General features: G+C 66.6%; 18 protein-coding genes. 5 read left to right on the top strand and 13 right to left on the bottom strand.

Features of this window, described 5'->3' with window-relative positions; translation table 11 throughout:
- Positions 1-273: 273 nt before the first annotated feature.
- Together tyrS and VJV41_RS09480 are read right to left on the bottom strand one after the other, a co-directional pair.
- Positions 274-1,557 (bottom strand): tyrosine--tRNA ligase, encoded by a 1,284-nt coding sequence (gene tyrS / locus VJV41_RS09485; RefSeq protein WP_325333043.1) that lies wholly within the window; start codon positions 1,555-1,557, stop codon positions 274-276.
- A gap of 18 nt (positions 1,558-1,575) precedes the next feature.
- Entirely contained in the window at positions 1,576-2,223 is a 648-nt protein-coding gene (locus VJV41_RS09480; RefSeq protein ID WP_325333042.1) for a DNA-3-methyladenine glycosylase, read from the bottom strand.
- Positions 2,224-2,244: 21 nt separating this feature from the next.
- Here VJV41_RS09480 and VJV41_RS09475 point away from each other — a divergent pair, with 21 nt between their 5' ends.
- The 3 genes from VJV41_RS09475 to VJV41_RS09465 are packed head-to-tail and all read left to right on the top strand — an operon-like array spanning position 2,245 to position 4,377.
- Positions 2,245-3,009, top strand: coding sequence for an ABC transporter ATP-binding protein (locus VJV41_RS09475; RefSeq protein ID WP_325333041.1), 765 nt, complete (start codon positions 2,245-2,247; stop codon positions 3,007-3,009).
- Complete coding sequence (locus tag VJV41_RS09470; protein ID WP_325333040.1) at positions 2,943-3,761, top strand: ABC transporter permease; 819 nt, start codon at positions 2,943-2,945, stop codon at positions 3,759-3,761. The genes VJV41_RS09475 and VJV41_RS09470 overlap by 67 nt, the downstream gene beginning before the upstream one ends.
- Position 3,762: 1 nt before the next feature.
- On the top strand, positions 3,763-4,377 hold the full coding sequence (locus VJV41_RS09465; RefSeq protein ID WP_325333039.1) for a TetR/AcrR family transcriptional regulator: 615 nt from the start codon (positions 3,763-3,765) through the stop codon (positions 4,375-4,377).
- On the opposite strand, the gene VJV41_RS09460 is transcribed toward VJV41_RS09465, so the two are convergent.
- The 3 genes from VJV41_RS09460 to VJV41_RS09450 are packed head-to-tail and all read right to left on the bottom strand — an operon-like array spanning position 4,360 to position 8,101.
- The gene (locus tag VJV41_RS09460; protein ID WP_325333038.1) at positions 4,360-4,575 is read right to left on the bottom strand and encodes a Trm112 family protein; all 216 of its coding nucleotides are present in this window, start codon (positions 4,573-4,575) and stop codon (positions 4,360-4,362) included. The genes VJV41_RS09465 and VJV41_RS09460 overlap by 18 nt on opposite strands.
- Before the next feature lie 8 nt (positions 4,576-4,583).
- A complete protein-coding gene (locus tag VJV41_RS09455; protein ID WP_325333037.1) occupies positions 4,584-5,084 on the bottom strand; it encodes a hypothetical protein in 501 nt (166 codons plus the stop codon).
- A gap of 41 nt (positions 5,085-5,125) precedes the next feature.
- On the bottom strand, positions 5,126-8,101 hold the full coding sequence (locus VJV41_RS09450) for an acyl-CoA synthetase (protein WP_325333049.1): 2,976 nt from the start codon (positions 8,099-8,101) through the stop codon (positions 5,126-5,128).
- Between the two features lie 83 nt (positions 8,102-8,184).
- Between VJV41_RS09450 and VJV41_RS09445 the strand changes: the two genes are divergently transcribed.
- On the top strand, positions 8,185-9,930 hold the full coding sequence (locus tag VJV41_RS09445; RefSeq protein ID WP_325333036.1) for an ABC-F family ATP-binding cassette domain-containing protein: 1,746 nt from the start codon (positions 8,185-8,187) through the stop codon (positions 9,928-9,930).
- Positions 9,931-9,938: 8 nt separating this feature from the next.
- Positions 9,939-10,484 (top strand): hypothetical protein, encoded by a 546-nt coding sequence (locus tag VJV41_RS09440; RefSeq protein ID WP_325333035.1) that lies wholly within the window; start codon positions 9,939-9,941, stop codon positions 10,482-10,484.
- Positions 10,485-10,488: 4 nt separating this feature from the next.
- On the opposite strand, the gene argH is transcribed toward VJV41_RS09440, so the two are convergent.
- The 8 genes from argH to argC all read right to left on the bottom strand — a co-directional run bounded on the left by argH (position 10,489) and on the right by argC (position 18,916).
- Positions 10,489-11,901: an argininosuccinate lyase gene (argH, locus tag VJV41_RS09435; RefSeq protein ID WP_325333034.1), complete on the bottom strand. Its 1,413-nt coding sequence runs from the start codon at positions 11,899-11,901 to the stop codon at positions 10,489-10,491.
- Positions 11,902-11,992: 91 nt separating this feature from the next.
- Positions 11,993-13,189 (bottom strand): argininosuccinate synthase, encoded by a 1,197-nt coding sequence (locus VJV41_RS09430; protein ID WP_325333033.1) that lies wholly within the window; start codon positions 13,187-13,189, stop codon positions 11,993-11,995.
- Positions 13,189-13,683 (bottom strand): arginine repressor, encoded by a 495-nt coding sequence (locus VJV41_RS09425; RefSeq protein WP_325333032.1) that lies wholly within the window; start codon positions 13,681-13,683, stop codon positions 13,189-13,191. The genes VJV41_RS09430 and VJV41_RS09425 overlap by 1 nt, the downstream gene beginning before the upstream one ends.
- The gene (gene argF / locus VJV41_RS09420; protein WP_325333031.1) at positions 13,680-14,615 is read right to left on the bottom strand and encodes an ornithine carbamoyltransferase; all 936 of its coding nucleotides are present in this window, start codon (positions 14,613-14,615) and stop codon (positions 13,680-13,682) included. Before argF ends, VJV41_RS09425 begins: the two co-directional genes overlap by 4 nt.
- Complete coding sequence (locus VJV41_RS09415; protein WP_325333030.1) at positions 14,612-15,790, bottom strand: acetylornithine transaminase; 1,179 nt, start codon at positions 15,788-15,790, stop codon at positions 14,612-14,614. Before VJV41_RS09415 ends, argF begins: the two co-directional genes overlap by 4 nt.
- Positions 15,787-16,659 (bottom strand): acetylglutamate kinase, encoded by an 873-nt coding sequence (argB, locus tag VJV41_RS09410; protein WP_325333029.1) that lies wholly within the window; start codon positions 16,657-16,659, stop codon positions 15,787-15,789. Before argB ends, VJV41_RS09415 begins: the two co-directional genes overlap by 4 nt.
- Complete coding sequence (gene argJ, locus VJV41_RS09405; protein WP_325333028.1) at positions 16,656-17,870, bottom strand: bifunctional glutamate N-acetyltransferase/amino-acid acetyltransferase ArgJ; 1,215 nt, start codon at positions 17,868-17,870, stop codon at positions 16,656-16,658. The genes argB and argJ overlap by 4 nt, the downstream gene beginning before the upstream one ends.
- Entirely contained in the window at positions 17,867-18,916 is a 1,050-nt protein-coding gene (gene argC, locus VJV41_RS09400; RefSeq protein WP_325333027.1) for an N-acetyl-gamma-glutamyl-phosphate reductase, read from the bottom strand. Before argC ends, argJ begins: the two co-directional genes overlap by 4 nt.
- Positions 18,917-18,925: the final 9 nt, after the last annotated feature.

Genomic DNA, 18,925 nt, shown 5'->3' with positions numbered 1-18,925 from the left:
CACCAAACACACTATTGAGTTCTCAAACAACACACCCGCTCGACCGCGCAACTAGCCCGCGGCAAAAAGCCGCGTACTCGTAGTGCGGACGATCAGGAACCCACCGAAGTGGGATTTCCCTCTGGGAGCCGCCGCGCTCTTCGGGCTGGGCCCGTGTCGCAGCGACTCCGATAAGTTACGTGAGGGAAAACTCTGAGTCAAATGGCCTGATGGGGCGTGTCTTTCGGTTCCGCTTCCATCGCGCGCACGCAGGCGTGCGTCGACTCCGACACCTCATCCAACGCGCTCGACGCCGGCAATATTCCGCTTGCCGCGACGCAACACCAGCCAGCGGCCGTGCAGGAAGTCGGACGGCTGCGGCACCCATTCCTCGCTGTCGATCCGAACGTTGTTGACGTACGCCCCACCTTCGCCGATCGTCCGCCGTGCGGCGCCCTTGCTGCCGGACAAACCGCTGGCGACCAGCAGGTCGGTGATCGAATCGGGGCCACCCGGCTTGAGCTCGGCGATCGAGGCCTCCCGCAGCGCCGCTGCCAGTGTCGGCTCGTCCAACTCCCCCAGCTCGCCCCGGCCAAACAGCGCCTGACTTGCATGTTCGACGGATGCCGTCGCGGCCTCGCCATGCACCAGCGTGGTCAGCTCACGGGCCAGCCGGCGCTGCGCGGCCCGCTCGTGCGCCCGTTCCGCCGTCGCCTGCTCCAACTCCACGAGTTCCTCGGGCGTCAGGAAGGTGAACCACCGCAGGTAATGGATCACATCGGCGTCCGCGGTGTTGATGAAGAACTGGTACCAGGCGTACGGGCTCGTCATCTCCGGGTCCAGCCAGAGGTTGCCGCCGCCCGTCGACTTCCCGAACTTCTTGCCGTCCGAATCGGTCAACAGCGGCGTGGTCAACGCGTGAACCGTCGCCCCCTCCATCTGACGGACCAGGCGCACACCGGCGATGATGTTGCCCCACTGGTCTGAACCGCCGATCTGCAGCGCGCATCCGTACCGGCGGTGAAGTTCCACGTAGTCGTTGGCCTGCAGCAGCATGTAGCTGAACTCGGTATACGAGATCCCGTCGCCCTCCAACCGGCGGCGGACAGTCTCGCGGTCCAACATGACGTTGACCGAGAAGTGCTTGCCGATGTCGCGCAGGAATTCGATCGCCGACAACTCGCTCGTCCACGACAGGTTGTTCTCGACGACGGCGCCGGTCGGCGAGTCGTCGAAGTCCACGAACCGTTCGAGCTGGCCGCGGATTCGGTTGGCCCAATCGGCGACTGTGTCGGCTGTGTTCAGCGTGCGTTCGCCGGTGTCACGCGGGTCGCCGATCATGCCCGTGGCGCCGCCGGCCAACACGATTGGCCGGTGGCCGGCGCGCTGAAACCGTCGCAGTCCCAGCAGCGGAACCAGATGCCCGGCGTGCAAGCTCGGCGCAGTCGGGTCGAATCCTGAATAGACCGTGACGGGTCCGCTCGCCAGCTCCGCCGCCAGCGCGTCCCGGTCGGTGGACTGTGCAATCAGCCCACGCCATTCCAGCTCATCGAGGATGGACGCACCTGTAGAAGTCACAGCGTCGATCTTCCCGCACTAATCGCTTTCGCCGGGAGCCGGTGCTCGCGGACTGCGTCGGAACAACGACACTTCCGGACGGCCGGCGAGCCAGAAACGCCAAGGGCGGTCGGCGGCCTTGCTCACACCCACCCGCGGGCCTTCGACGCCGACATGTTCCTCGCCGAGCGTCAAGCGAACCGGGCTGCGAACGTCGAACAGGTCAATTCCGTTGTCGTCCATGGTGATTCCCAGAGCTGCGCACAGATTTCCCGGTCCGCGGGCCAGTGCCGCAGGACGAACAATTTCGCCGCGCCGTGCCAGTGCGACTTCGAGACCCGCTTCGACCGCGGCGGCCCTGAGCAAGACGGCACCCGCGACTCCGTCGGCGGCGCACACGACGTTGGCGCAGACGTGGATGCCGTGGCTTCGGTACGTGTAGAGCCGTCCTGCAGGCCCGAACATCACCTTGTTTCGCCCGGTCGGCCCGCGGAATGAATGTGCGGCAGCGTCCGGCCACGGTCCGCCGGGAGGCCCGCCGTAGGCCTCCACCTCGACGATCATCGCGCTCGCTCCGCGTCCGGTGAGCGCGGCTCCAAGAAGCCGCCGGGCCGCGGCCAGCGGGTCGACAGCCAGCAGCTCTGCACTCACTCGAGCGATTCTGCCGGTGCTCTTGACATGCCCCATCGGCGGGAGCATATTCAACATATGATGACTTCATCGAGCGATGAATTACTACGACACGGCGTCGAACCCGTCATCGTCATCGACCATCTGCGGGTGATCCGCGGCAAACGGCCCGCGGTCCACGACCTCTCGGTCCAGATCGCCCGCGGAACCATCACCGGTCTGCTCGGCCCATCGGGATGCGGCAAGACCACCTTGATGCGATCGATCGTCGGCACGCAGATCGTCACCGCCGGATCGGTCACTGTGCTGGGGCAACCCGCCGGTTCGGCTCCGTTGCGCCGACGGGTCGGATACATGCCGCAGGATCCGACGATCTACGACGACCTGAGAATCATCGACAACGTGCGCTACTTCGCTGCGCTGTACGGCATGGACTCTCACGCGGCCGACGCAGCTGTCGACGCGGTGGGGCTAGGCGATCATCGAACTGCCTTGTGCGGCAATCTGTCTGGTGGCCAACGCACGCGGGCGTCATTGGCCTGCGCGCTCGTCTGCCAGCCCGATCTGCTCGTGCTCGACGAGCCCACCGTCGGCCTCGACCCGGTGCTACGCGCCGACCTGTGGGAGCAGTTCCACGCGTTGGCCGACAGCGGAATAACGCTGCTCGTGTCCAGTCACGTCATGGATGAGGCCGACCGCTGCGGGGATCTCCTGCTGATGCGCGACGGCCATCTGCTGGCCCACATCACTCCGGACCGACTACGAGAGGAAACAGGATGCACGTCACTGGAGGACGCGTTTCTGTCCATCATCAGGCGCAGCACCGCGGCCGCAGCCGGATAACGGTTCAGGGCTACACCGCCACAACCGCGCGGATCCTGCGTCAGCTTGCCGCCGACCATCGCACCATCGCGATGATGCTGCTCGTACCGAGTTTGATCATCACGCTGATGTACTTCATGTTCCAGAACATCCCCACCCGGCCGGGCGTGCCGTCCGGGTTCAACAACGCGTGCCTGATCCTGTTGGGCCTCTTCCCCCTGTTCGTGATGTTCCTGATCACGTCGATCACGATGCAGCGGGAGCGGGCGTCCGGGACGCTGGAACGCATCCTGACCACGCCCCTGCGGCGACTCGACCTGCTCGCCTCGTACGGCACCGCGTTCGGGATCGCCGCGGCGGTCCAGGCGACGCTGACGTGCATCACCGCATTCTGGGTGCTCGGTTTCGATACGGCGGGCAGCCCGATCTGGGTGTTCGTCATCGCGATCGTCAATGCTGTGCTCGGCGTCGGGCTGGGCCTGCTGTGTAGTGCCTTCGCCCGCACCGAGTTTCAGGCCGTGCAGTTCATGCCTCTGGTGATTGCCCCGCAGCTGCTGTTGGCGGGCATCATCGTTCCGCGGGCGATGATGCCAAACTGGTTGGAATGGATCAGCAACGTCATGCCGGCCAGCTACGCGCTGGAAGCCCTGCAGCAGGTCGGCTCGCACCCGGAACTGACCCAGACCGCCGTCCGCGACATCGTCGTCGTCATGGGCTGTGCCGTCATCGCGCTGTGCTTAGCAGCCGCGACACTACGCCGACGGACGCCGTGAGTTGACCGCTGAGGTTGAACGCAAACGTCCCGGGCGCCCACCCGGGACGTCGGACACCCGCGAGCGAATACTCGCCAGCGCACGAGACCTGTTTGCCCGTAATGGGATTGACAAGACGTCTATCCGTGCGATCGCTGCGGGCGCGGGCGTGGACCCTGCGCTCGTACACCACTACTTCGGTACGAAGACACAGCTGTTCGCCGCTGCTATTCACATTCCCATCGATCCCATGGACGTCATCGGCCCGCTGCGGGAAGTGCCCGTCGAACAAATCGGCTACACGCTGCCGTCGATCCTGTTGCCGCTCTGGGATTCGGAGATGGGCAAGGGATTCATCGCGACGCTGAGATCGATCCTGGCGGGCGCCGAGGCCTCCCTCGTTCGCTCATTCCTTCAGGAAGTGATCACCGCCGAAGTCGGGTCCCGAGTCGATAACCCACCTGGAAGCGCACGAATCCGCGTGCAGTTCGTCGCGTCCCAATTGGTGGGCGTGGTGATGGCCCGCTACATCCTCGAGCTCGAACCGTTCAAGTCGCTGCCCGTCGAGCAGATCGCCGAGACCATCGCGCCCAACTTGCAGCGCTACCTGACCGGCGACCTACCCGGACTGACCTGACGCGGAGTCCAGCAGCCGCTGATGCTCCGCGTCGTCGGTGACAGCGACCGCCTCGTCGACGAGCAGCACGGGGATGCCGTCCTCAATTCGATAGACGCGCCGAAGACGAGGGTTGTACAGGCACTCATCGTCGACGAGAAGCAGCGGCCCGCGATCCTGCGGGCAGACGAGGATGCTCAGGAGCTTTTCGTCGAGCACGACCGCCGCTAGCCGATCGGCTGGTTGATCGTGTTGCCGCCACCGCCGATGTAAATGCCACCGTTCTGGCCGAGATCCGGCGGCACGCCGGGCGGCTGCGACGGACCCACTCCGGGCGGCGGCTGGCCGACGCCGAACGCGTACGGATTCTGCCCACTCCCACTCACGGAGTTCTGCACCTGCGCCTGCAGCTTGCGCTGGAAGCTGATTGTGTCCTTGAGCGCGTCGACAAGCCGGGTCTGGTTGGGCAGATAATCCCAGCCGGCCTGAAGCTCGTCGAGGTTGGACTTCGACGGCTTGAAGCCCAAGGCACGAAGGGTCAACGACTCTTTGACGAAATTCGAGATCTGACCGCCACCGGCGCCTTGCATGTACTTCGCGCCGATGTCGTCGAGAACGTCGGCGTGCGCCGTGGTCGAAGCCACGCCCATCAGGAGCCCAACGGCCACGGCGCTGCTGGCCACGGCGCTCGCGGCTGCGCGACGCAACTTACCGGTCTGCAATGTCATCTCCTCCTGCCGCCAGCGGGGAGCCTAACAGTGATCACGTCTTACTGTTGGGCGCCGGCGATCTCCGTACGTACCGCAACCGTCAACCGCTTGTATCGATTCGTATCGGGATCCAGATACCACGCGTTACGCGATGGCTTGGGGATGCCATCGGCCCGCAGCGGACTGATCAGCGGCCGATACGACGCGCCGAGCTTCATCTCGGGCACCACATGCACGATGTCGGGCGGGTTGCCCACCGGCAGATCAGCCAGCGCCTCAGACAGATCCGCCGACGGAATGCTGCCGCCGGGACACAGCGCCAGCGCCGTGACGGCCAGGTGCTGGCCGCCCGCCTCGACCGGGTAGGTCACGGCCATGTCCACCGCTCCCAGCCGCCCGACGGCGTCGTTGGTCGTCGACGCGTACACGGGGCCGCGGGCGGTGTGGATCACCGCGCTGCGGTTGTCGACGAGCCAGTAGTCGCCGTCGTCGTCGCGGCGGAACAGGTACTCGGTCGACACCCAGGTGTCGGCGGGGGCAAAGACGCCGCGTTTTACCGAGGCCGTCGGGTCGACGGGGCCACGGGGGTGGGCCAGCAGCACGCCGACCTCGTTGGCTTCGGCCCTGCGAACGAATCCGCGGTCGTCCTCGAGGATCAGGTCGTCTTCGGCGTCGTAGGCGGCAAGTTCGACTTCGCCGCCGCCCGGTAGCGGTCTGCCCTTGCTGCCGATCTTGGCGCCGGACACATTGGCCAGCACGGCCTGGCCGTCGGTCGTCGCGAAGAACTCGACGATGTGCGTGGGCTCGAAGACTTCGAGGACCCGTTTCCACAGCCCGCTAGGCATTCCGGAGCCGATGAACAGGCGCACCGGGTGGCTGCCGGTCAGCGAGAACGCCGGGTCGTCGATGACCTCTCGCAGCATCGCCCACGTATACGACACCACGGTGACGCCGTACTGCCGGATCTCCTGCAGGAACCGGTCGGGGTGCAGGTCCCGCGACAGTGCTATCCGGGCACCGCCGACCACCGCGCCGCCGAGTGCGACCAGCAGCCCGGACTGATGGTGCAGCGGTGTAAGGCAGTAGACGGTGTCGCCGCGGCCGAGGTTGGCGGCCGATGCGGTGCCGAACGCCGAAAGGGCCCAGCGATAGTTCGTGATCTGGCGAGCGATGAGTTCGCCGCCGATGGAACTGAACGCGACGAACGCCAGGTCACGCGCCAGCCCGGGGTTGGACCGATACCAACCGGGCAGATCGACCACGTCGGGGTCGATCTGCTCCATATCAACAACGTCTGGGACGTCGGCATTTTCATCCAGGTGCAGGTCGCGAGATTCGCCGCCGCCGAGCACCAATACCCGCATATCGAGTTTGCGGGCCGCCTCGAGGTTGCTCGGATCGGCGATGATCTCCGACACCGCGCCGAGCCTGGCCGCGGCGGCCAGATCGACGTCGGGCGGCATCAATACCGCCACCGCGCCGAGGCGCGACAGCGCGGCGATCGCGACCAGCGCGCTGGGCCGGGTCTCCATCAGCACGCCGACGTGTGCGCCTTGCCGGACGCCCACATCGATGAGGCCGCGGACCACGTTGTTGATGCGGCGGTCCACCGCCTCATAAGTGTGGACGCGGCCGTCGAAAAGCAGGAACTCGCCATTGGGTGCGTCGCGGACCTGCTCGGACATGATGCGCCCGAGGGAGATTCTCCTGTGGTCGTTGATCTGGCCGAGACGGGCGAGCCGCGGCAGGGTCCTGGCCGTTTCGATGGCCAGCGTCCGCGCGGACTTGTTGGCAGCGACGAGCGCGTCGGCCGCCGAGCGGGCCAGGCTGAAGATCATCTCAGTGGCGGCCGCCGTGCCGTGCGCAACGCGCGAGCTGAGCGTGACGCCACTCTCGGCGTGTTCGGCAGGCTGAAGCGCCATTGGCGTGACGCTGTCGGGCAGGTCGCCCTGGCCGTCCAGCCACCTCACCCACTGCGCGACCGTCGGCCAGGTCTGCGTCGACGCCTTAGATCCGACGACCAAGCCGAAATGCCCTGCGCGAATGCAATATTCGAAGACATCGGCCTGCGGAGCAGCCCGTTTGATGCCACGCACCGACGCCGGCTGACCGATGTCGTCGACCTCGCCGATGACGGCCAGGACCGGGCAGTCGATGTCAGACAACGTCACCAGGTCGCCGTGGATCGAGAAGCCGCCGCTCATCATCCGGTTGTGGGCGATGAACTGCTTGAGCAGTTCTGCGATCGCCGGACCCGACCAGGCGATCCAGCCCTCTGACGCGAGGAAGCGCCGCTGTTGTTCGCGCGGTAGCAGCGCCTCGCGGTCGTGTAGCTGACGAAGGAACTCCAGCCGCGACTGCGCCGTCTTGATCGGATCGAGCATCTGAAACCCGGTGCGCGCCAGCCAGCCGGGAATGTCGATGCGGCTGAACACGTGATCGGCCATGAAGTCCGCGGCGGCCGGGGCCAGGGTGGCCGGCACGTTCATCGGCAGCGCTGCCAGGGTGTCGACCGGCGCGCCGAACGCGATGATGCTGGCAACGTCTCTCGACCGGCGGTAGGCCGCGGTTTGGTAGGCGAACATGCCGCCCTGTGAGTAACCGGCCAGGTGCACGTCGCGGCCGGTGACCTCTTTGACTGTGTCGATGGCTTCGTTCAGCGCTACGACGTGGTCGGCGAGGTTGCGCTGCATGCCGCCCTCGACCTTGTCGGGTGAGCCGAAGTCGATGACCCACGGATCGATGCCGGCGTTGTGCAGAATGCCGACGGCCCCGTCGTCGCGGGTGACGTCCCACATGTCGGCCGACATCATCATCGGGTGCACCATCAGCACCGGCGGTCCCGGCGGCATAGCGCCGGGACGCGCATCCGGCGGGAGGTACCGCCGTAGCCGGTACATGCGCACGCTCTGGATGATCTGGAACGGTGAAGGCACCGCGCCGGTCTCCAGCCCGCCGTAACGCAGCACTTCCAGCCCGTTCTGCGCGGTGGCCACCAGCCGTCCCACCGGCCTGGTAATTGCCGAAAGGTCCACCACGACCTACTCCCCTTGTGCGCTGCCAGTCCCCCGACTGCCGCCGATCATCATGGCACGCCGCCGCTCTATCATCGCGGCTGATGACGAACCTGATCAACGTCGAGCGCGCGACCGTCGGTTACGGCACTCGAACACTGCTCGACGGGGTCAGCCTTGGCGTCGACGAGGGCGACGCGATCGGCGTCGTCGGCCGCAACGGCGACGGTAAGACCACCTTGCTGCAGGTGCTCACGCGCACCCGAGAGCCCGATTCGGGCCGGGTCACCCACACCTCCGGCCTGTCGGTGGGATATGTGCGGCAGGGCGACGAAATTCTTGGCGCCACCGTCCGCGACGTGATCGTCGGCGGCCGGCCGGACCACGTGTGGGCTGCCGAACCCAACACGCGCGACGTCGTCGAGCATCTGCTGGGCGGCGTCGACCTGGACCGCGATGTGGCGCGGCTGTCGGGCGGTGAGCGGCGCAGGGTGGCGCTGGCCGAAGTGCTGCTGGGCGGCCACGACGTGCTGGTGCTCGACGAGCCGACGAACCATCTCGACGTCGAAGTGATTGGCTGGCTCGCCGCGCACTTGACTACGCGCCGGGCAAAGGCGTTGGTGGTGGTCAGCCACGACCGTTGGTTTCTCGACGCGGTGTGCACCCGCACGTGGGAGGTGCACGACGGTGCCGTCGACGCCTATGAGGGCGGATACGCCGCGTACGTGTTGGCGCGCGCCGAGCGGATGCGGTTGGCGGCTGGCACAGAAGCCCGACGACAGAACTTGATGCGCAAGGAACTGGCGTGGCTGCGGCGTGGGCCGCCCGCACGGACGTCGAAGCCGAAGTTTCGGATCCAGGCGGCCAACGATCTGATCGCCAACGAACCGCCGCCGCGCGACTCGCTTGTGCTGCAACGATTTGCGATGGCGCGGTTGGGCAAGGATGTCTTCGATTTGCATCGCGTCCGGCTCGAGGCTGGTTCACGCGTGATCCTGGATGGTGTCGACTGGTCCATCGGGCCGGGTGCGCGCATGGGCCTCGTCGGCGTGAACGGAACCGGCAAGACGTCGGCGCTGCGGCTGCTCGTAGGCGAGCTGAAACCGGTTGCGGGGACGATCAAGCGGGGCACGACGCTGAAGATCGGCTATCTGAGCCAGGCGCTAGCCGAGTTGGATGGCACCGACCGCGTACTCGATGCCGTCGAAAGCCGAAGGCGGGTAACGGAACTGGCGGGAGGGCGTGAGATCAGTGCCGACACCCTGCTGAAGGACTTCGGGTTCACCGGCGACAAGCTGACCGCGCGGCTTGCCGACCTGTCCGGCGGCGAGCGGCGCCGTCTGCAGTTCCTGCGACTATTGCTCGACGAGCCCAACGTGCTGCTGCTCGACGAACCGACGAACGACCTGGACATCGATACCTTGACCGTGATCGAGGACTACCTCGACGGGTGGCCGGGCACGCTGATCGTCGTCACCCACGATCGGTATTTCTTGGAACGGGTCAGCGACGTCACGTACGCATTGTCCGGCGGTGGGCGTTGCGACCTGCTGCCTGGTGGTATCGACCAGTATTTGGCGGAGCGGGCGGCGGCATCGGATGTGGTCGCTCGGCCCGAGCCCGCGCGTGCAGAGTCTGCGTCGGCACGGGAACGGCGGACTGGCAAGGAAATGGCCCGCATCGAAGGTCAGTTGACCAAGCTCGACGACCAGATCTCCGCACTGCACGAATCGATGGCGGAGGCGGCGACCGATCACGTCCGGGTCGGCGAGCTGGATCGTGAACTCCGAGAGCTACTGGCACGGAGGGAGTCTCTCGAAGAGGCGTGGCTCGCGGCTGCCGAGGAATAATCGGCGACGTGCATCTGGGCATCGCTGATCATCTCGGTTGGGCCGTCGCTGTCACGGCCTCGGCCGACTACGACGTCGTTGATCGCCGACGGATTGAGCTCATCGAGCCCGGCTTGACAGCGGCCCCAATTCACTATGACCGCGGACGCCTCGATGTCGCCGCCATGACCAAGCTCGTGGCGACGGTGCGAGCGTCGGTTATCTGCGCGTCATCGGCCGCACTCGACGACCTCGCCGCGGCGCTACCCGAAGCCGTCGTCTCGATCTCGCTACGAACATGGCCGTCGAACTTTCCCGACGACATGGCCGTTCAGCTTCGCGCGCCGTACGAGGCCCGCGCCGACGCCATCATGTACCGGCAGATACTCGCCGACCTCGCACACGCACGCGGCTGGAGACTTCATCACTACGACGCGAAGCGAGTCGAGGCGCAGGCAATCGAGATCCTGGCCGATCGCGCCGACGGGGTGTTGCATGGTCCTCGCGCGCGCCTGGGACCACCGTGGACAAAAGACCATCGGGTCGCGCTCGCCGCAGCGATCGTGGGCGGTTAAAGCGTTAGCGCCGCAGTTTGAGCCGCAGGTTGTCGGCGGTATCACGCACTACGCCTAGCTGTTTGGCCACCTGAATCGGAGCGGTCCCGCCGCGGGCATCCCGCGAGTTCACCGATCCGTCGATGGTCAGCACCTCGCGCACTTGCGGCGTCAGCTCCGGGTGAATGTCGGCCAGCTCGGCGTCTTCGAGGTCTTCCAGCCCGACACCGCGTGCTTCAGCGGCGCGCACGGCCGCGCCGGCGGCCTCGTGCGCGACCCGGAACGGAACTCCCCTGCGCACCAGCCATTCCGCGACGTCCGTGGCCAATGTGTAGCCCAACGGCGCCAGCTCGGCCATCCGGTCGACGTCGAAGCGCAGCGTGCCGACTAGGCCCGCCATCGCCGGCAGCAGCAGCTCCAGCTGCGCGACCGAGTCGAACACCGGTTCCTTGTCCTCTTGCAGGTCGCGGTTGTACGCCAGCGGCTGTGCCTTCAGGGTGGCGAGCAGTCCGGTGAGGTTGCCGATCAGCCGGCCGGACTTGCCGCGGGCCAGCTCGGCGATGTCCGGGTTCTTCTTCTGCGGCATGATCGAGCTGCCGGTCGACCATGAGTCGTGCAGCGTGACGTAGCCGAATTCCGTTGTGCTCCACATGATGATGTCTTCAGCGAGCCGCGACAGGTCCACGGCGATCATCGTCAGCACGAATGCCGCCTCGGCGGCGAAGTCGCGCGCTGCGGTGGCGTCGACGGAGTTGTCGGCGGCCGCGTCGAAGCCCAGTTCGTCGGCGATCGCGTCGGGATCAAGCCCGAGCGACGACCCGGCCAATGCGCCGGATCCGTACGGCGACACCGCGGCTCGTTTGTCGAAGTCGACGAGCCGGTCCACGTCGCGCAGCAGTGGATGAGCGTGGGCCAGCAGATGGTGCGCCAGCAGGATCGGCTGCGCGGACTGCAGATGCGTCTTACCCGGCATGATCGCCGTCGGATGCGCGGCCGCCTGCGTCGCGAGCGCCCCGACGACGTCGAGCGCCCCGTCAGCGACCCGGCGCACCGCATCGCGCAGCCACAGCCGAAACAGCGTGGCCACCTGGTCGTTTCGCGAGCGGCCGGCCCGCAGGCGTCCCCCGAGGTCCTCGCCGACGCGGTCGATCAGTCCGCGCTCCAGCGCGCCGTGCACATCCTCATCGGTGACCAGCGGCCCGAAGCTGCCGTCCGCGACGTCTTGCGCCAGGCTGTCCAGGCCGACTAGCAAACCATCGCGCTGTTCCTCAGTCAGCAGGCCAGCTTGAAACAGCACCCGCGCGTGCGCCTTGGACGCGGTGACGTCGTAGGGCGCCAGCACCCAGTCGAAGTGGGTCGACTTGCTCAGCGCGGCCAGCGCCTCCGATGGCCCGTCGGCGAACCGACCGCCCCATAGCGATCCCTCGTTGGTGCTCATATCCGTTCGCTCACCGTGGCGCAGAGGTGCGCGTTTGTACGCGATTTGCGGCGTGTCGCTGTGCAGACACGCACGCTCGCGGGGACAAAGGTCACTGCAGATCCCGTCGCGCAGAGATCTTCGACGACAGGCCGTGCACATGGACGAAGCCTTTGGCGGCGGACTGGTCGAACGTGTCGCCCTCGTCGTAAGTGGCGAGGTTGAAGTCGTAGAGCGATTCGGAGCTGCGCCGGCCGTTGACCGCAATGTGCCCGCCGTGCAACACCATCCGGATCTCTCCCGATACATGCTCCTGCGTCTTGGCGACGAACGTCTCCAGCGCGGCCTTGAGCGGCGAGTACCACAGCCCGTCGTACACCAGCTCGCCCCACTTTTGGTCGGTATTCCGCTTGAACCGGCCGAGTTCGCGTTCCAGCGTGACGTGCTCGAGTTCGGTGTGCGCGGTGATGAGCACCATCGCGCCTGGGGCCTCATAGATTTCGCGGCTCTTGATGCCCACCAAGCGGTCCTCGACGACGTCGAGGCGGCCAACGCCTTGGGCGCCGCCGCGTCGGTTGAGTTCCTCGACGGCCTGCAGCACGGTCACCGGCCTGCCGTCGATCGAAACCGGCACGCCCCGTTCGAATCCGATGATCACCTCGTCGGGCGTGCTCCAGTTGACCGTCGGATCCTCGGTGTAGTCGTAGACGTCCTTGGTCGGCGCATTCCAAAGATGCTCCAGGAAGCCGGTTTCCACCGCGCGACCCCACACGTTCTGGTCGATGGAGAACGGCGAACGCTTGGTCACATTGATCGGGATCGCGTTCTCCTCGGCGAATGCGATGGCCTTCTCCCGCGTCCACGCGTAGTCACGGACCGGCGCGAGCACTTCGAGGTCCGGTGCCAGCGACGCGAACCCGACCTCGAAGCGGACCTGGTCGTTGCCCTTGCCGGTGCAACCGTGCGCGACGATGCCGCCGCCGAACTCGCGGGCCGCGGCGACCAGATGCTTGACGATCAACGGCCGGGACAAAGCCGACACCAGCGGGTAGCGGTCCATGTAGAGCGCGTTCGACTGGATCGCCGGAAGGCAGTACTCGTCGGCGAATTCGTCCTTGGCGTCGACGACGACAGCTTCGACCGCGCCGCAATCCAAGGCCCGCTTGCGCACGACCTCCATGTCCTCGCCGCCCTGACCCAGGTCGATGGCGACGGCCACGACGTCACGGCCGGTTTCCTTGCCGATCCAGCTGATCGCCACCGAAGTGTCCAAACCGCCGGAATACGCCAGGATGACGCGTTCGGACATTAGCCGATCTCCTTTTGTTGAATGCTTTCGAACTTGTTGGCCAGCTCCACGCCGGTCATCGGTTCACGTGCGACCACCAGGATGGTGTCGTCGCCTGCGACGGTTCCGACAACGTACGGCAGTGCCGCGCGGTCGATCGCGCTAGCCAGGTAGTGGGCCGCGCCCGGCGGTGTGCGGAGCACCGCGAGGTTGCCGCTGGCGTCGGTGGATACCAGCAGTTCGGCCAGCAGCCGCGACATGCGTTCGGTACCACCCGATACGCCACGCACGGGGCTGCCGTCCTCGGGGACGATGTACACGCCGACACCGCCGTCGGCGCCGCGCAGCTTCACCGCGCCGAGCTCTTCGAGATCGCGCGACAACGTGGCCTGCGTGACGTCGATGCCTTCGGCGCCGAGCATTTCCACCAGTTCACTTTGGCTGTGCACCGATTTCGACGAGAGTAACGACACGATGCGAGCCTGCCGGCCCGCGCGAGTGGCAGCTGAAGTCATGCCTCGACTCCCGCTCGCTCCAACAGCCACACCAGCAGCGCCTTCTGGGCGTGTAGCCGGTTCTCGGCCTCGTCCCACACGGCGCTCTGCGGTCCGTCGATCACGTCGTCCGTGATCTCGTCGCCGCGATGTGCCGGAAGGCAATGCAGCACAACGGTATTCCGGTCAGCTAGCTGCAGTATGTTGTCATTGATCTGGAACGGCCGGAACGGCCCGACGCGGTCGAGGCCGTCGTTCTCCTGTCCCATCGACGTCCAGGTGTCGGTGACAAGGACGTCCGCGCCGTCGGCGGCGGCCTGAGGAACGTTGGTCAGTCTGACACTGCCGCCGGTCTGAAGGGCACGCTTTTCGGCGGCGACGACGAAGTCTGCGTGCGGCTCGAATCCGCGCGGCGCGGCGATCGTGACGTGCATGCCCGCGGTGACGCCGCCGAGCATCAGCGAGTGGGCCATGTTGTTGGCCCCGTCGCCGAAGTACGCCAGCCGCAAGCCCATTAGCGAACCTTTGCGTTCAGTCAATGTCTGCAGATCGGCGAGCACCTGGCAGGGGTGGAACTCGTCGGATAGCGCGTTGACGACGGGCACGGTCGAGCCGGACGCCATCGCGTCGAGGCGCTCCTGGGCGAACGTCCGCCAGACAATGGCGTCCACGTAGCGTGACAACACCCGGCCGGTGTCCTCGAGTGTTTCGTCGCGCCCGAGTTGGGTGTTGCGGCCGTCGACGACGACCGCGTGCCCCCCGAGCTGGGCAATGCCGATCTCGAACGAAAAGCGGGTTCTGGTGGAGTTCTTGTCGAAGATGACGGCCACGCCGCGGGGACCCTCGAGCGGACGCGCGCTGAACGGGTCCTTCTTCAGCACGGCGGCCAGTGCCAGCACCTCGGCCTGTTCCTCAGGAGTCAGATCGTCGTCGCGCAAGAAGTGCCGGATCATTGGGAAACCTCCTGCGCCTTGTCCAAGACATTCGGCAGGGCCGTCAAGAAGTCGTCGATCTGGCCCTCGGTGATAACCAGCGGCGGGGCCAGCCGGACCACATCGGGGGCAGCGGCATTGACCAGGAAGCCGGCGTCGCGGGCGGCCGCCTCGACGGGCTTGGCGGCTTCTGCGGTCAGCACGACGCCACGCAGCAGCCCGCGGCCACGGACGTGGTCGACCAGCGGGTGGCCCAGCGCCTCGATACCGTGGCTGAGCGTCTTGCCGAGCACATCGGCGCGCCCGATGAGGTTGTCGTCGGCAAGCACCTTGAGCACCGCGAGCGCGGCGGCCGTGCAGACCGGGTTACCGCCGAAGGTGCTGCCGTGCAGGCCCGGTGTGAGCAGATCACCCGTGTCACCGACGGCGAGGCAGGCGCCGATCGGCAATCCGCCGCCCAACCCCTTCGCCAGAGTCACGATGTCGGGTGTGATCCCGTCGTGCTGGTGGGCGAAAAACGCTCCGGTGCGGCCCATTCCGGTCTGCACCTCGTCGAGCACCAGCAGCGCGCCGTGTCGTGCGGTGACCTCTCGAGCGGCCACCAGGTAGCCGGCGGGCGGGACGACCACCCCGCCCTCCCCCATGATCGGCTCGAGGAATACCGCCGCGGTGTCGTCGTCAACCGCGGCGTCCAGTGCATCAGTGTCTCCGTACGGGACATGGGTGACGTCGCCGGGCAGCGGGGCGAACGGCGCCTGCTTGGACGGCTGGCCGGTCAGCGCGAGCGATCCCATGGTGCGCCCGTGGAAAGCACCTTGGGCGGCAACGAGTTTCGTGCGTCCCGTGAGCCGGGTTATTTTGAAGGCCACCTCGTTGGCCTCGGTTCCGGAGTTGCAGAAGAACACCCGGGCGTCGAGTCCCAGCAGGCCGACCAGCGCTTCGGCCAGCGCGATGCCCGGTTCGGCGGCATACAGGTTCGACGTGTGGCCGAGTGTGTTCATCTGCTTCATCACGGCGTCGATGACAGCGGGATGGCGGTGCCCGAGGATGTTGACCGCGATGCCGCCGAGCAGATCGACGTATGACTTGCCGTCGACGTCGGTCACCACGGCTCCGTCGCCGCTGGCCAGCGCGAGCGGCGGGGTGCCGTAGTTGTTCATCATCACGGCCGACCAGCGCCGCAACAGATCGCTCATGCGCTCACCACTTTGGTGCCCGTCCCCTCGTCGGTGAATAGTTCGACCAGCACACAATGCTCGACGCGGCCGTCGATGACGTGTGCGCTCGGCACGCCACCCGATACCGCACGCATACACGCCTCGATCTTGGGCACCATGCCGGCCTCGAGCGCCGGCAGAAGCTGCGTCAAAGCGGCGGTGTCGATCTCGCTGACCAAGGAGTCCCTGTCAGGCCAGCGGGTGTAGAGCCCTTCGACGTCGGTCAGCACCACGAGCTTCTCGGCGCCCAGCGCCTCGGCCAACGCAGCTGCCGCGGTGTCGGCATTGATGTTGTGCACGACCCCGTCGATGTCTGGGGCGATCGTCGAGACCACCGGAATGCGGCCCGCGGCAATGAGATCCATAAGCGCGGCGGTGTCGACGCGTTCGACGTCGCCGACCAGTCCGATGTCGGTGGCGACGCCATCGACGGTGACGCTGCGCCGCACCGCGGTGAACAGGTGCGCGTCCTCACCGGTGATGCCCACCGCGTAGGGGCCGTGTGCGTTGATCAGGCCCACCAGCTCCCGGCCGACCTGCCCGAACAGCACCATGCGGGCGACGTCGAGCACCTCCGGTGTCGTGACGCGGAAACCACCCTTGAAATCACCTTGGATTCCAAGCCTTTTCAGCATGGCGCTGATCTGCGGGCCGCCGCCGTGCACTACGACCGGATGGATGCCGCAGTTGCGCAGAAACACCATGTCGGCCGCGAAGGCGGTCTTGAGGACATCATCGGTCATCGCGTTGCCGCCGTATTTGACCACGACGATCTTGCCGTGCATCTGCTTGAGCCACGGCAGGGCAGCGGCCAGCACCTGTGCTTTCAGCGGTGTCGCGAGCGTCATGAGCTGTAGGCCGAATTCTCTTCGACGTATGCATGCGAAAGATCGGTGGTCCGGACGGACGCCTGTTCCATGCCTTGACCGAGGTCGATGGTGACGTCGATGTCGGCGCCGGACAGGTCGACGTCGCGTGCGCCGGCCGCACCCGTGCCGTTCAGACATACCGGAAACCCGTTGAACGACACGGAGATCCGGTCAGGATCGATAGCGAACGGCACCATGCCGACTGCAGCAAGCACCCTGCCCCAGTTCGGGTCGGAGCCAAACAGCGCGGTCTTGACCAGGCTGTCGCGGGCGACTACTCGAGCGGCGGTGAGCGCGTCGTGATCGGAGGCCGCTCCGGTGACGGTGACGGTGATGCGTTTGGTCACTCCCTCGGCGTCGGCCTGCAGCTGAGCGCACAAGTCGTCGCAGACCCGCAACACCGCATCGTCGAGTTCGCTTTGGCTGGGCTGGATTTCACTCGCGCCGGAGGCGAGCAGCAGTACGGTGTCGTTGGTGGAGCAGCTGCCGTCGACGTCGAGCCGGTCGAAGGTCATGGCGACCGCGTTGCGCAGCGCCTGGTCGAGCGCGGCGGCGTCGGCGACGGCGTCGGTGGTGATCACGGTCAGCATGGTCGCCAGCGACGGCGCCAACATCCCCGCGCCCTTCGCCATGCCGCCGACCGTCCACTTGTCTGGATGGTGCAGCGCAACCTGTTTGGGCACGGTGTCGGTGGTCATGATGGCGCGGGCAGCCTCTTCGCCGCCGGTCAGGCCGCCGGCCAGTTCGTGCACGGCTTCTTGCACGCCACCGAGCACCTTGTCCATCGGCAACCGGTCACCGATCAGGCCCGTCGAGCAGACGGCGACCTCGATGGCGCCGGTCTCGGTGCCCCAGTCCGATAGCGCAGCCGCGACGGCCTCGGCGGTGGCATGCGTGTCCTGGAAACCCTGCGGGCCGGTGCACGCGTTGGCACCGCCGGAGTTGAGGATCACTGCGCGAAGCCGTCCCGTCGTGAGGACCTGCTGGCTCCACAGCACCGGCGCCGCCTTGACCTGGTTGCGGGTGAACACGCCCGCGGCGCCGTAGTCCGGTCCCTCGTTGAACACCAGCGCAAGGTCGAGCGCGCCGGATGCTTTGATACCGGCCGCGATTCCGGTCGCCTTGAAGCCCGCGGGCGCGGTGACGCCCTGGGTGCGCACGAGCCTCGTCGTATCGGTGAGGTCAGTCATGGGGCGACTCCTACGATCGACAGTCCTTCGGTTTCGGGCCAGCCCAGTGCGAGGTTCATCGACTGCACAGCCGCGCCGCCGGTGCCCTTGACGAGGTTGTCGATGGCGGCGATCGCGACGAAGGTCTCGGCGTCCTCGTCGACCGCGACGGCCAGCTGGGCGGCGTTGCTGCCGATCACCGCTCCCGTCTTGGGTAACTGCCCCTCAGGCAACAGGTGCACGAAAGGTTCTGCGTCGTAAGCCTTTTCATACGCGGCACGCAGCTGAGACAGCGGTGTCGTGGTGCGCGCGGTGCAGGTGGCCAAGATGCCGCGAGACGTCGGGATGAGCACCGGTGTGAACGAGACGGTGACGTCCTTGTGGGTGACCGTCTTGAGGCCCTGGGCGATTTCGGGAGTGTGCCGGTGCTTTCCGCCGATGTTGTAGGCACGCGCTGATCCGATGACCTCGGAGCCGAGCAGGTCGGTCTTGGCGGCCCGGCCCGCACCGGAGGTTCCGCTGACGGCGACGACCGTGACGGCGGGCTCGATGAGGTCCTCTGCGATCGCCGGCCACAGTGCAAGCAGCGCCGCGGTCGGATAGCAGCCGGGCACGGCGATCCGTGTGGCCCCGCGCAACCGATCGCGTGCGCCGGGGAGTTCTGGAAGTCCATAGGGCCAGCTGCCGGCATGCTCCGACCCGTAAAACCTCTGCCATGCCGTCGAATCGGTGAGCCGGAAGTCGGCGCCACAGTCGACGATCACGGTGTCGGGGCCCAGTTGTTCGGCCATGGCCGCGGAGTGGCCGTGAGGCAGCGCCAGAAAGACCACGTCGTGGCCCGTCAACACGTCCACGTCGGTGGCTTCCAACACCCGGCCGGCCAGCGGCAGCAGGTGCGGATGGTGCTCGGCCAACGAGGTACCCGCGCTCGCGGCGGCGGTCAACGCGCCGATGGTCAGCCGGCCGTCGGCGTAGGCGGGATGGCCGAGCAGCAGACGCAGGATCTCTCCGCCCGCATAACCGCTGGCACCGGCCACCGCGACAGAAGTCATGGAGCGATTCTGCATGGTTATGCA

It is taken from the genome of Mycobacterium sp., assembly GCF_035274705.1.
Classification (GTDB): domain Bacteria; phylum Actinomycetota; class Actinomycetes; order Mycobacteriales; family Mycobacteriaceae; genus Mycobacterium.
This window is presented reverse-complemented; position numbering and strand designations above follow the sequence as displayed.